This window comes from Streptomyces sp. NPDC048353 (genome assembly GCF_055587165.1).
Map to the genome: position 1 here is coordinate 160,638 of NZ_JBVJGU010000009.1, position 12,183 is coordinate 172,820.

Consider the following 12,183-nt stretch of genomic DNA (forward strand, 5'->3'; position numbering starts at 1 on the left):
CAACCAAGTGACGCCGCGGCCTCCTTGGATCTCGGACGGCGCGGTCGTCCTCGCCCCGGCCCACCGCCTCTCGTGGTGGCCGGGGCCGTCCGATCGTCCGGATCCGGGGGGATTCACTGCCTCGCATCACCCGACGTGTCTCCAAGGTCTGGCCGGAGATGCTCGTGGCCCCGCACGTCTCGGCGGCCGCCGCCCGTACGCCCGCCTCCACCAGCCCCGCCGCGCGCGTTCTTCGGCCCACGGCCCAGGGCTCCCACACCTATGAAGGAGGCCCGGCTTTCGTACGTGAGCCGCGGGAAGAGCTCTTCCTGTTGGCCGTCGGAAACCTCGTCACCCAGCAGACCTTCTACGAAAGCGGCCGGGAACGCGACGACCGGTACCTCCGGCTCGTCGGGGAACTCGCGGTCGAGGACCCGGTGTGGACCGCCGGTCTGCTGGGCTGGCTTCGCCAGGAGGGCCATCTGCGCACGGCGCCCCTGATGGGCGCCGCCGCGTACGTCCGGGCCCGTCTGCTGGCCGGATCGCCCCCGAGCCCGGGCCCTTCCCACCGCGCAGTGATCGATTCGGTTCTCCAACGGCCGGACGAGCCCGGCGAACTGCTCGCGTACTGGATGTCGGCGTACGGCCGGAACGTGCCGCAGCCCGTGAAGCGGGGCATCGCCGATGCCGTACGCCGCTTGTACACCTCCCGGTCCCTGCTGAAGTACGACACCGCGTCCAAAGGCCTCCGCTTCGGTGACGTGCTCAACCTGGTGCACGCCTCCCCCGACCCCGACAAGCCGTGGCAGGGCGCCCTCTTCCGGTACGCCCTGGACCGCCGCCATCACCCCGAGCGGGCGGTTCCGCCGCCCTCCGACCGGCTGCTGGCCGCGCACCGGGCGCTCATGGAGCTGCCCCGCGCCGAACGGCGGTCCGTGGTCACCGGGCCGGACGGTGCCGAGCGACTGGCGGCGGCGGGCATGACGTGGGAGGCGCTGGCGGGCTGGCTCCAGGGTCCGCTGGACGCCGCCGTCTGGGAAGCGGTGATCCCTTCGATGCCGCCGACGGCGCTCCTGCGGAACCTGCGGAACTTCGACGAGGCGGGCGTCAGTGACGAGGTGGCGGCCCGGGTCGCCGCACGGATCTCGGACGCCGACGAGGTCGCCCGGTCCCGGCAGTTCCCCTTCCGCTATCTGGCCGCCCACCGGCACGCGCCCTCCTCTCGCTGGGCGGCCCCGCTGGAGCGGGCCCTCGGCCACTCGCTGGCCCAGGTGCCCGCGCTGCCCGGGCGGACGCTGATCATGGTGGACCGGTCCGACTCGATGTTCTGGGACACCGTCTCCGAGCGGTCCACGCTGACCCGGGCGGACGCGGCGGCCGTCTTCGGGGTCGCGCTGGCGATGCGCGCCGAGCAGGCGGATCTGGTGGAGTTCGGCTGGACCAGCCCGGTGGTGCCGTTCCGGGCGGGGGAACCGGTGCTCGACGTGCTGTCGCGGTTCCACCGCCTCGGCGGCACGTACACGACGAAGGCGCTGCGCACCCGCTATCAGGGGCACGACCGGGTCCTCATCGTCACCGACGAACAGGCGGCGGAACCCGGCCGCGCCGGGGTGCCGGAGCCGGTACCGGCCGAGGTGCCGGTCTACACCTGGAACCTGGCCGGGTACCGGCCGGCGCACGGGCCCACGGGCCCGCGCCGGCACACCTTCGGCGGCCTCTCGGACGCCGCGTTCCGGATGGTGGGCCTCCTCGAGTCCGGGCGCGGGGCCGCGTGGCCGTGGACCGCCGACCCGGACTGACCGCGAGGTCAGCGGCTCTGGTCCCGGACGCCCCACGGGCTTCCGTACGCGGTCAGCAGGTCGAGGAATGGGCGCGGCGGAAGGGCTTCGGGGCCCAGCACTCCGGCGCCCGACCACGCACCGGTGGCGATGAGTTCCAGGGCCACGACCGGGTTGACGGCGGTCTGCCAGACGACGGCCTGGGAGCCGTACTCGCGCATGGACCACTGGTTGTCCACCACGTGGTAGAGGTAGACCTCGCGCGGCCTGCCGTCCTTGGTGCCCTTCACCCAGGTGCCCGCGCAGGTCTTGCCGGTCATGCGCTCCCCCAGGGTGGCCGGGTCCGGCAGGCAGGCGGCGACCACGTCACGCGGGGAGACGCGTACGGAGGTGCCGTCGGCACCTCGGACGGCGACCGGCTCGGTCGCGTCGAGGCCGAGCGCGTGCAGGGTCTTCAGCTTGCCGATGAAGTCGTCGCCCAGGCCGTACTTGAAGGTGACGCGCCGGGCGTCCACCCAGCGCGGGACCAGCAGCACTTCCTCGTGCTCGACGTTGACGCACTCGACCGGGCCGATGCCTTCCGGGAAGTCGAAGACCTCGGGCTCGCTGAACGGCTCCGTGGTGAACCATCCGCGTTCCCGCTCGTAGACCACCGGCGGGTTGAGGCACTCCTCGATGGTCGTCCAGATGTTGAAGGACGGCGCGAAGTCGTATCCCTCGACGGTGAGGTTCGCTCCGTCGCGGATGCCGATCTCCTCGATGTCGTCGAAGAGTTCGTCGGCGGCGTACCGGGCGAAGACGTCCGAGAGCCCCGGCTCGACCCCCATGCCGACCAGTGCGATCCGGCCCGTCTTCTCCCACGCGTCGGCGCGGGCGAACTGTTCGTCGCCGAGCTTGACCCCGCACTCCCGGTGGGGCAGGTCGGGGTGCGGCCGGGACAGGGACATCGCCATGTCGAGGTAGTGGCTGCCCGAGGCGAGCGAGGCCTCGAACAGTGGCATCACGAAGCGCGGATCGGTGGCGTTGAGCAGGAGGTCGCACCGCTCGTCGGCGAGGAGCGCGGCGACCGCGGTCTCGTCGGAGGCGTCGACGCGGCGTGCGACGAACCGGCCGGCGGCGTCGTCGAGCGCGGCCACGGCGGCCTCGGCGCGGGCGAGGTCGTAGTCGGCGACCACGAAGTGGTCGAAGAAGTCCCGGCGGGCCGCGATCCGGGTGATCGCGGTGCCGACGCCGCCGGCCCCCACGAGCAGAACACGCATGACGAAACCCTCTCTCGGTGCGGGGAGGCGCAGGTCCGCGCCTCCTGGGAGGGGATGAAAGCCGGGCGGACGGATTAAGGTCAATGGTGTTGGCATAAGGTGCGGGGCGCCGGAGGACGAACCGGCGCGGCGGATTCCGGTGGGGTCCGGCGGTCGCTCGGACGGAGTGCGGGAGGTACGGGATGGCGAAGCAGGTGGTCCCCGAGGGGGCGCGCAGGAGGCGGCGTCCGACCCGGCAGGGCACCGTCCTGTCCGAGCGGCTGATCGTCGAGACGGCCCTGCGGATGTTGCGCGAGCACGGCAGCGACGGGCTGTCCGCCCGTCGCCTCGGCGCCGCCCTCGGCGCGGATCCGAGCACGCTCTACCGCTATTTCCAGGGTATGGACGGGCTCACGCTCGCCATCGGCGAGGAGCTGATCGGCCGGGCCCTGGACGGATGGGCCGCGACCGGCGAGTGGCGGCACGATCTGCGGGAGCTCGGCCTGCGGATCCACGGCGCCTATCTCGCGCATCCTCAGGCGGCGTTGCTGACGGCCAGCCGTGTGACGGGCCGGCCGCGCGAGATCGCCGCGGACGAGGCCGTCCTCGGCATCCTGCGCACCGTCGGCTTCCCCGACGCCGACGCGGTGCCGATCTACCACGCCTTCATCGACCAGAGCCTGGCCTTCGCGGCCCTCGACGCCGGTTCCCTGGCCCTGAGCGAGACGTCCCGGGCCTCCGACGAGCGGCAGTGGGAGTCGACGTACGCCCGCCTGCCGGCGGAGACGTACCCGCACATCGCGGCGACCGCGCGGCTGCTCTCCGCCCGGATGACCCACAGCGCGTACCCGGTGGCGCTGGACATGCTGCTGACGAGCGCGGAGGCGCGCCTTGCGGCGCTGCGCGCGGACGGTTCGGCTCCCTAGCCGGGGCGCTACGGGGGCGCGGCGGCCGCCGCCTCGCAGGCGGCGGACCGGGGTGCGCGACACCGCCCGACGTGGGCCGGGTGACATTCGACGATCGGTTTCCGGCGTCGCTGCGTACAATGCCGGGCATGGCATGCCGCATCAGTGAGCTGGTCATCGACGCCGCCAACCCCGAGCGCCTCGCCGCGTTCTGGAGCGAGGTCCTCGGCTATGTGGAACTCGGCCGGGAAGACGACGGAAGTATCGAAATCGGGCCGCCCGACGCCGGTTTCGGGGGGCCGCAGCCGACCCTCATCCTCAGTCCCAGCAGCGAGCCCCGGCGCGGGAAGCTCCCGCTGCACCTCGACGTGAACCCCACCGACCGTGACCAGGACGCCGAGTTGGAGCGCCTGCTCGCCCTCGGCGCCAAGCCCGCCGACGTCGGACAGACGGGTGAGGAGAACTGGCACGTCCTGGCCGACCCGGAGGGCAACGAGTTCTGCCTCCTGCACCGCAGGCTGCAGCCTCTCTAGCCCGCTGTACGGCGCGGAGGACGGTTGCCGGCGCACGCCCTGCGGGACGGCCGGCGGTCCGAGGCGGACCGGGACGCGAAGGCGGTCGGGTGCCGACCCGGCCGCGTTCCCCGGGGTTCGGTCAGGGCTGCGAGGGCACTCGGTCTCCGTACCGGCTGGGAGCGCGGCGGGCTCCGGTCCACCGACACGACGGCGACGGCGTGCTCTCATCCCCCCGCGGACCGCGAGGAGTTGCCATGAACGTCACCGCAGACTCGGTCAGCCTGTCCTACAAGGGTCTGGACGGCGTTCCGACGTGGGTGCTCCTGATCGTCGTGGTGCTCGTCCTGGTCTGGATGGCGGTCAGCCGGCGACGACGGGACAAGTCCTGAGCCGTGTCCGCGGCGCCCGTCACCGGGACATGAGGCGCCGATTCCGCGGAGTGGCGTGACCACCCCACCCCTGACTGTCAACCCGCATTGACACGGCCTCCGGTGTCAACGTAGATTGACGTCATGACGGAAGCAACGGATCTGGCCGAACGGGCGGGCGACCGCGACCCCCGGGTGGGGCTGCGGGCGGTCGCCGCACTGCGCAGGCTGCTGGAGCAGCTGGAAGCCGTTCAGGTCAGAAGCGCGCGCAATCAGGGCTGGTCGTGGCAGGAGATCGCCGCCGAGCTGGGCGTGAGCCGCCAGGCCGTACACAAGAAGCACGGGAGGTCGTGATGTTCGAACGGTTCACCGAGGACGCCCGGGCCGTCGTGATCGGCGCCAGGGCCTGCTCCACGCGGGCCGCCGCGTCCGAGGTCACCAACGAGCACCTGCTGCTGGCCCTCCTGGACCTCGAGGGAGCGGCGCGGACCGGCTTCGCCTTCCACGCGCTGGGAGTGCTGGACCGGCGGGCCTCGCTGGAGGCCTCCCTCGACGACGCGCGACGGCACGGGGGCATGACCCAGGCCGACCAGAAGGCGCTCGCGGCGCTGGGGATCGACGTGGCCGGTATCGTCGCCCGGGTCGAGCAGACGCACGGAGCCGGCGCGCTCGTCGGCGGCCGCAAGGAGCGGCGCCGGTGGTCCGGCGGGCCCTCCTTCGCCCGCGAGGCGAAGACGACCTTGGAGAAGTCGCTGCGGATCGCGCTGGGCAGGCGGGACCGGTTCATCGGCGCGGAACACATCCTGCTGGCCCTCACCGCGCAGGACGGCGTCGTCGCCGAGGTCCTGGCGGACCACGGAGCCACCTACGCGGCCCTGGAGCGGGCCATGTTCGGTCAGCCGGAGGCCGGTTCGGCGGCCTGAGGCTTCCCCGCGGGTCGCGGGTCGCGCCCTCCGGGTGCGGTGGGCGGAACCGGGCTGGGGAGCGGCCGTCCCGGGTGGGTCCCCGAGGCGTCCGCTCCCGCCGGCCGGTGCTCGTCGGGGCGTACCGCCGCAGCCGAAAGGGCGTCAGGTACCGTCCCGGCATGGCTACTTCAAGATCAAGACCGGTCCGGCGCGGTGTCGCGCTGCTGGCCGGGCTCGTGTCCGTCGTCTCGCTCCTCGGGGTCGGCGCCGGGGCGCCGGACGCCGTCGCGAGCGGGACCGAGCTGTCCGGCGCCCAGCGGCTCGGGACCCAGCAGGTGCTCTTCCGGTCGGGCACCGCCGGTTACGGCTGCTTCCGGATCCCCACCCTCGTGCGCACGCGCAAGGACACGCTGCTGGCGTTCGCCGAGGCGCGCACCTCCCCCACCTGCGCCGACCGCGGGCCGATCGACATCGTCGTACGCCGCTCCACCAACGACGGGCGGACCTGGAGCCCGATACGCGTGGTCCTGTCCGGGGACGAGAAGGATCCGTACGCGCCGCACGTCCGGGGCAACGGCTCCCCCGTCGTGGACCACGAGACCGGTCATGTCTTCCTGTTCTCCAACTCCGAGAGCCACATCCCCAAGACGGGCGAGTACCGGCGGTCGTGGGTGCAGCGGAGCACCGACGACGGGCTCTCCTTCGAGACGCCGCAGCCCGCCCCACGCCTCCTCTCCGGCGGCAGGGGCTGGTTCGGCACGGGCCCGTCCGCCGGCATCCAGCTGCGCGGGGGCCCGCACCCCGGCCGCCTGGTCGTCGGGGCGTACGAGACCTCCACGGACGGGAAGGAGCAGCGGATCGGGCTGCTCTACAGCGACGACGGCGGAGCCTCCTGGCAGGCGAGCACCACCCAGAACTCCCTCCGAAAGGACGCCGCGGGGAACCCGACCGCCAAGCCGGGTGAGCCGGTGGTCGCGGAGCTGCCCGGGGGCAGGGTCTACGTCAGCGCCCGGACGCCGTACGGCGACGTGCGCCGGATGCACGCCATCACCCCGGCCGGCGGGTCGAGCGTCCCGGCGCTCGACTTCACGGCCGGCTGGCAGGGCGCCGACGTCCAGGTGTCGGTCCTGGCACCCGCCAAGACGTACGAGCAGGACCCGGGCGACTTCCTGCTGATGTCCGCGCCCTCCGACGCGAACGGCAGGCGGCAGGAGATGCGGCTGCAGTACGCGCGGCTGCGGGATCCCGCGCACCCGGTGCCCAGCTGGCAGAACGTGGCCGGCGGACTCGTCAGCGCGAAGCCGGAGGACCGCGCGAGCTACTCCTCCATGGCCGAGCTGTCCTCGGGCGAGATCGGCCTCGTCTACGAAGGCGGCACCGTCTTCTCCGCGCAGTACATCTACTTCAACCGGTTCGCCCCGGACGACAGGAACGTTCCGGCGGCCGCCCGCCTGAACCTCCCGGCGGAGGTACGGACGCGGGGCACCGCGCTGCCGCACCCCTCCCCCGCCCCCGGCCGGACCACACCGGACGCGAGCCCGGAGGCGAACGACGGCTACCTGTCCCCGAGTGCGGCCCTCGCCGACGGCGCCTCCTTCGGGACGACGCCCGCCGACACCGTCGACTTCGGGCAGGGCCTCCGCCTCGACGGCGCCACCGGCCACGCCGAGCTGCCGTACAGCCGGTCGCTCACCCCCGGCGCGGGCGACGTCACCTACTCCCTGTTCTTCCGCTACGACGCGACGGCCGCCACCGAGCAGCAGGCGCTGCTGTGGGCGTACGGCGTCGGCGCGAACACGCCACAGGTGTGGGTGCGCGCGCAGCCCGGAGAGAACCGGATCATGGCACGGGTCGAGGGCGTCAACGGGCATGTGACGGCCGTCGTCCCGGGGCCACACGCCGCGCGCCCCGCGTTCGGTGACGGCGCTTGGCACCATCTGACCCTCACCCGGCGCCTCCCGACGCCGACGCAGCCGAAGGAGAGCGTCACGCTCCAGGTCGACGACCGGGTCGTCACCCAGGCGTACGAACCGGCCGTCGGGGGCGCTCCGACGCTGGGCGCGCTCGCCGAGGAACCGCTCGACCACCCGCTGGGCGTCCGGCTCGGCGACAAGCCGCCCGTGGACCCGGTCACCGACCTGAAGGACGGTTTCACGGGCACGATCGACGAGTTCCGGATGTACCGGACCGCGCTGGAGCAGCCGGAGCGCGGGGCGCTGCGCGGGCCCGGCGCCGCCGGGGTCGCCGAGGACGCGCTGGGCGCGCACCTCGCCTTCCAGGTCGTCGACACCGCCGATCCGGTGGAGCTGAGCGGCCGCCGCGTCCAGGACGACGTCGCGGGACACTGCGCGGACGCCACCATCCTCGGCACCGCCGACCTCGAGACGGAGGCCCCGGCCAGGAATCCCCGGATCGGCAAGGGCGCGCTCGCCTTCTCCAGCACCCTGCCCGGCATGGAGGTGCCGTACGTCCCGGCCGTCGACAACGGCGCGGGCGACTTCACCTTCACCGTCTGGTTCCGGTACGCCGCCACGCGGTCGACCAAGGACGCGGCGCTGATCTGGGCGTACGGACACACCTCGGGGAAGCCGACCGTGTGGGTGCGGGCCAAGCCGGCCACCGACCGGGTGACGGCGCGGGTCGAGACCCCCCAGGGGTCGGTCGCGCTCGATGTGGTGGACACCCAGGCCGCGGGCGAGAGCGACCGGGCCGCGTTCGGCGACGGCCAGTGGCACCTGCTGACCCTGACCCGTCAGAACGACAGGCTCACACTCGGCGTCGACGGCATCGATCCCGTGGCCCCGCAGGCCCGGGTCACGACGAAGGACGGTCCGGCGGGTGCCTTCACCGCCGGGAACCCCTCGCCCGGCGGCCTGCGGATCGGCTCGAAGCCGGACGGCACCGATGTCCTGACCGGCGCCCTCGACGACTTCCGCTTCTACAAGCGGGCGCAGGGCGCGGCCGAGGTCGAGACCATCCGCAAGACGTCCCCGGGCGGGTGGAGCCCGCCGAACGACCCCTCGGTGTGGTGGTCGATGGAGCCAGGCAACACCGAGAACCACCTCGTCATGCGGGCGGCCGCGGACGCGACCACTCCGGCCACCCCCGATGCCTCGGACCACTGCGGCCATGCCTATGTGCGCGGCGGGGCGGCCTTCGACGCCACCGGAGGAAAGTTCGGCGGCGGCGTCCGCTTCGACGGCGTCGACGACGCCGTCGAGCTGCCGTACGGTGCCGGCAAGGCGCTGGGGACGCGGGACTTCACCCTCGCGACCTGGGTGCGCTACCGGGCCGAGGAGAACACCACGCCGGTGCTGGCCTGGGCGTACGGGTACGGGACCGCCGAACGCCAGCTGTGGATCCGCGCCGTGCCCCGGGAGAACAAGGTCGTCGCCCATGTCCAGACCGATACGGCGACGACGACGCTCGAGGTGCGGGCCCCCGCGGGCACGGTCTTCGGCGACGACACCTGGCGGCATGTGGTCCTGCGCCGCCTGAACGGCGAGCTGACGCTGTCGGTCGACGGGGTGCGCCCGCCGGGAAAGGCCGTGACCGGGTCGGTGACGTACGGGGACGCGTTCGCCGTGCGGGGTCTCCAGTTGGGTGCCCGGCCCGACGGCGGGGCGGTCGACCGGTTCACGGGCTCGATGGACGAGTTCCTGCTGGTGCGGCGCGGCGTGTCGGACGACGAGCTCGACGCGATGCGCGGGGAGGGTCACGTGCCCGCCGCCGGGCCGGCCACGGTGGTCCGCCTCCCGTTCGACCAGGTGACGCCGGGCGGCTCGTACGCCCGGATGTAGCGGGAGACGTCGGCCCGCCCCGTACGCCCGGATGCCCGCGGAGGGCACCGGGCGGCCGGGGCGGTGATACCGGGGCGGGAGCCGGCCATGGGGGACCCGGCTCCCACCCCGGGGGTCAGGCCAGGACGTTCAGGGCGCCGGGGCACACCCGGACCGTCACGGGCAGGGTCGCGTCGACCTCGCCGTCCGCGCCGTACGGCAGGGGCCGGTCCGCCTCGATGCGTATCTCCGCGCCCCGCAAGATCTCGACCTCGGGCCGGTGCACGTGGGCGCCGGTCTTCAGCTCGTTCATGGTGGCGAAGAAGTGCCGCTTCGGGGCGGTCTTGATGATCACGACGTCCAGGACCCCGTCGTCCAGGCGGGCGCCGGGAGCGACTTGGCGGCCGAAGCCGTAGTAGCCGGAGTTGGCGGCCACGACGGTGTAGCCGGAGCGCTCGTGCGTCTCCCCGTCGACGGTGATGCGGTACGCGGCCGGCTTCCAGGCGACGACCGCGCGCAGGCCGCCGGCGTAGTAGGAGGCGGCGCCGCGCAGCAGACGGGAGGCGTTGGCGTGGCGGTTGGCGACGGCGTCGACGCCCGCGTACACGCTGCCGAGTACGTGGGTGCCGTGGTGCACGGCGGACCGTACCTCGATGGTGTCGACGGCCCGTGGGGCGCCGTCGAGCAGGAGGTCCGCGAGTGCGGCGGTGTCGGAGGGCAGTCCCAGGGCGCGGGCGAAGTCGTTGCCGCGGCCCGCGGGGACGAGTCCGAAGAGGGTGTCCGTGCCGGAGAGCGCGCCGCCCACCCGCCCGGCCATACCGTCGCCTCCGACGGCGAGCACGACGCGGCCCTCGGCTCCGGCGGCGTGGGCGAGTTCCTGGGCGTGGTCGAGGCTGCGGCTGTAGACGGTGTCGAGCCGGGCGCCCCTCTCCCGCAGCAGCCGGGCGAGCGGGAGCAGGCCCGCCGTCCCGCTGGAACCCCCAGCGGTGGGGTTGACGATGGCGGTGAAGTGGCGCATCGATCGGCCTCCGGGCGGCGGTGACGGTGGTCAGCGGATGGGGACGAGGACACCGGGGTTGAGGACGCCGGCGGGGTCCACCTCGGCCTTGACGGCCTGGAGCATACGGATGCCGAGCGGGCCGACCTCTTCGAGGTAGGCCTCGCGGTGGTCGGTGCCGACGCCGTGGTGGTGGCTGATCGTGCCGCCGGCCGCCAGGATGGCGTCGTTGGCGGCCCGCTTCACGGGCTCCCAGTGGGCGATCGGGTCGGCGCCCTGGGCGGAGACGACGGTGAAGTAGAGCGAGGCGCCGTTCTCGTACGTGTGCGAGATGTGGCACATCACCAGCGGCGGGGTGCCGGCGTCGGTGAGGGTGGTGGTGAGCGCGGTGCGGACGGCGGCGTAGAGGCCGGGGAGCGCCGACCAGAACGCGGCGGTCTCCAGCGTCTCGGCGAACGCGCCCGCGTCCAGCAGGGCGTCGCGGAGGTAGGGGGCGTTGTAGCGGCCGTGTTCCCAGCGGTCGCCGGGCTCCTCGCCGGCGTACTCGCCGCCGCAGGCCAGCAGGATGTCGCGGGCGGCGGCGCGGCGGGCCCCGGTGTCCTCGGCGGTGCCTTCGTAGCCGACGATCGCCATGCAGCCGGAGGCGGGCGGGGCGTCGGCGGCGCCGATGGCGTCCGGCTGGGCGAGCCCGATGAAGGTCTCGGTCTCGTCGGAGAGCCGCAGGACCGTGGGGCGCGGGCCGTCCTGGGCGAGGCGGCGCAGGGCGGCGGTGCCGGCGTCGAACGAGGGGAACCGCCAGCCCTCGTAGATCCGTTCGGCGGGCAGGGGGCGGATCCGGACGGTCACCGAGGTGATGACGCCGAGGGCGCCCTCGGAGCCGAGGATCAGCTGGCGCAGGTCGGGGCCGGCGGCCGAACGGGGGGCGCGGCCGACCCGGAGGGTGCCCTCGGGAGTGGCGACGGTGAGCGCGAGGACCATCTCGTCGAAGCGGCCGTAGCCGGCCGAGGCCTGGCCGCTGGAGCGCGCGGCGGCGAACCCGCCGACGGTCGCCCACTCGAAGGACTGCGGGAAGTGGCCGAGGGTCCAGCCCCGCGCGTTGAGGAGGGCCTCGACCTGCGGGCCGCGCAGGCCGGGCTCCAGGGTGGCGGTGCGGGACACCTCGTCGAGGTCGAGCAGGCGGTCGAGCAGCCTCAGGTCGAGGGCGACGAAGGGCCGCTCGGTGGTGGGCGCAAGGCCGCCGACGACGGAGGTGCCGCCGCCGAACGGCACGGCGGCGAGGCCGTGCGCGGCGCAGGCGGCCAGGATGGCGAGGACCTGGTCGTGGTCGGCGGGCAGTGCGACGGCGGCCGGCAGGGCGTCGGTCTCGCCGGCGCGGATGCGCAGAAGGTCGGGGGTGGACTTGCCCCGGGTGTGTCGGACGCGGCTCTCGGCGTCCTCGCGGAGCCGGTCCTCGGCGCCGAGTGCGGTCACGAGCGCCTTGCGGGCGCTGTCGTCCAGGGCCGGGGCGGCCACGTCGATGTCGGCCAGGGCCGGGGGGCCGCTCTCGGCGGGTGTCACGCCGAGCAGGTCCCGCAGGAGGCCGGTCACCGATTCGGGCAGGGGGGCCGCCTTGGCCGGGTCGCCCCAGCCGCTCCACAACATGTCCACGTTGAGTCGTTCCTCACGGTGTGTTTCCGGGATGGCGCTGACGCTTCCCCGCTCTGGCATTACACTGTGACA

10 protein-coding genes are annotated in these 12,183 nt (G+C 73.7%); 7 read left to right on the forward strand and 3 right to left on the reverse strand.

The window, feature by feature from the left end:
- The first annotated feature begins 158 nt into the window (after positions 1-158).
- A complete protein-coding gene (locus ACZ6RC_RS28620; protein ID WP_469588500.1) occupies positions 159-1,778 on the forward strand; it encodes a TROVE domain-containing protein in 1,620 nt (539 codons plus the stop codon).
- Positions 1,779-1,786: 8 nt separating this feature from the next.
- Here ACZ6RC_RS28620 and ACZ6RC_RS28625 read toward each other — a convergent pair whose 3' ends face one another.
- Positions 1,787-3,016 (reverse strand): saccharopine dehydrogenase family protein, encoded by a 1,230-nt coding sequence (locus ACZ6RC_RS28625; protein WP_453619116.1) that lies wholly within the window; start codon positions 3,014-3,016, stop codon positions 1,787-1,789.
- A gap of 182 nt (positions 3,017-3,198) precedes the next feature.
- Between ACZ6RC_RS28625 and ACZ6RC_RS28630 the strand changes: the two genes are divergently transcribed.
- The 6 genes from ACZ6RC_RS28630 (at position 3,199) to ACZ6RC_RS28655 (ending at position 9,488) form a co-directional block, all read left to right on the forward strand.
- Positions 3,199-3,921 carry a TetR/AcrR family transcriptional regulator gene (locus ACZ6RC_RS28630; RefSeq protein ID WP_469588504.1) on the forward strand — a complete coding sequence of 241 codons (723 nt, stop codon included), beginning with the start codon at positions 3,199-3,201 and terminating at the stop codon, positions 3,919-3,921.
- Between the two features lie 128 nt (positions 3,922-4,049).
- Positions 4,050-4,433: a VOC family protein gene (locus tag ACZ6RC_RS28635; RefSeq protein ID WP_469588507.1), complete on the forward strand. Its 384-nt coding sequence runs from the start codon at positions 4,050-4,052 to the stop codon at positions 4,431-4,433.
- Positions 4,434-4,669: 236 nt separating this feature from the next.
- The gene (locus ACZ6RC_RS28640) at positions 4,670-4,804 is read left to right on the forward strand and encodes a hypothetical protein (protein WP_391136297.1); all 135 of its coding nucleotides are present in this window, start codon (positions 4,670-4,672) and stop codon (positions 4,802-4,804) included.
- 123 nt (positions 4,805-4,927) lie between these two features.
- Positions 4,928-5,137: a helix-turn-helix domain-containing protein gene (locus ACZ6RC_RS28645; protein ID WP_391136300.1), complete on the forward strand. Its 210-nt coding sequence runs from the start codon at positions 4,928-4,930 to the stop codon at positions 5,135-5,137.
- Positions 5,137-5,706 (forward strand): Clp protease N-terminal domain-containing protein, encoded by a 570-nt coding sequence (locus tag ACZ6RC_RS28650; RefSeq protein ID WP_453619251.1) that lies wholly within the window; start codon positions 5,137-5,139, stop codon positions 5,704-5,706. The genes ACZ6RC_RS28645 and ACZ6RC_RS28650 overlap by 1 nt, the downstream gene beginning before the upstream one ends.
- A 161-nt stretch (positions 5,707-5,867) precedes the next feature.
- Positions 5,868-9,488 (forward strand): LamG-like jellyroll fold domain-containing protein, encoded by a 3,621-nt coding sequence (locus ACZ6RC_RS28655; protein ID WP_469588511.1) that lies wholly within the window; start codon positions 5,868-5,870, stop codon positions 9,486-9,488.
- Positions 9,489-9,603: 115 nt separating this feature from the next.
- Here the strand turns inward: ACZ6RC_RS28655 and ACZ6RC_RS28660 are convergent, their stop codons facing one another.
- Positions 9,604-10,485: a diacylglycerol/lipid kinase family protein gene (locus ACZ6RC_RS28660; protein WP_391136306.1), complete on the reverse strand. Its 882-nt coding sequence runs from the start codon at positions 10,483-10,485 to the stop codon at positions 9,604-9,606.
- Between the two features lie 30 nt (positions 10,486-10,515).
- Positions 10,516-12,111: an FAD-binding oxidoreductase gene (locus ACZ6RC_RS28665; RefSeq protein WP_469588516.1), complete on the reverse strand. Its 1,596-nt coding sequence runs from the start codon at positions 12,109-12,111 to the stop codon at positions 10,516-10,518.
- Positions 12,112-12,183 lie beyond the last annotated feature (72 nt).

Excerpts from the sequence above, each read along its gene's own strand:
- ACZ6RC_RS28620 (WP_469588500.1), top strand. The coding sequence starts at position 159 with ATGCTCGTGGCCCCGCACGTCTCGGCGGCCGCCGCCCGTACGCCCGCC.
- ACZ6RC_RS28625 (WP_453619116.1), bottom strand. The coding sequence starts at position 3,016 with ATGCGTGTTCTGCTCGTGGGGGCCGGCGGCGTCGGCACCGCGATCACC.
- ACZ6RC_RS28630 (WP_469588504.1), top strand. The coding sequence starts at position 3,199 with ATGGCGAAGCAGGTGGTCCCCGAGGGGGCGCGCAGGAGGCGGCGTCCG.
- ACZ6RC_RS28635 (WP_469588507.1), top strand. The coding sequence starts at position 4,050 with ATGGCATGCCGCATCAGTGAGCTGGTCATCGACGCCGCCAACCCCGAG.
- ACZ6RC_RS28640 (WP_391136297.1), top strand. The coding sequence starts at position 4,670 with ATGAACGTCACCGCAGACTCGGTCAGCCTGTCCTACAAGGGTCTGGAC.
- ACZ6RC_RS28645 (WP_391136300.1), top strand. The coding sequence starts at position 4,928 with ATGACGGAAGCAACGGATCTGGCCGAACGGGCGGGCGACCGCGACCCC.
- ACZ6RC_RS28650 (WP_453619251.1), top strand. The coding sequence starts at position 5,137 with ATGTTCGAACGGTTCACCGAGGACGCCCGGGCCGTCGTGATCGGCGCC.
- ACZ6RC_RS28655 (WP_469588511.1), top strand. The coding sequence starts at position 5,868 with ATGGCTACTTCAAGATCAAGACCGGTCCGGCGCGGTGTCGCGCTGCTG.
- ACZ6RC_RS28660 (WP_391136306.1), bottom strand. The coding sequence starts at position 10,485 with ATGCGCCACTTCACCGCCATCGTCAACCCCACCGCTGGGGGTTCCAGC.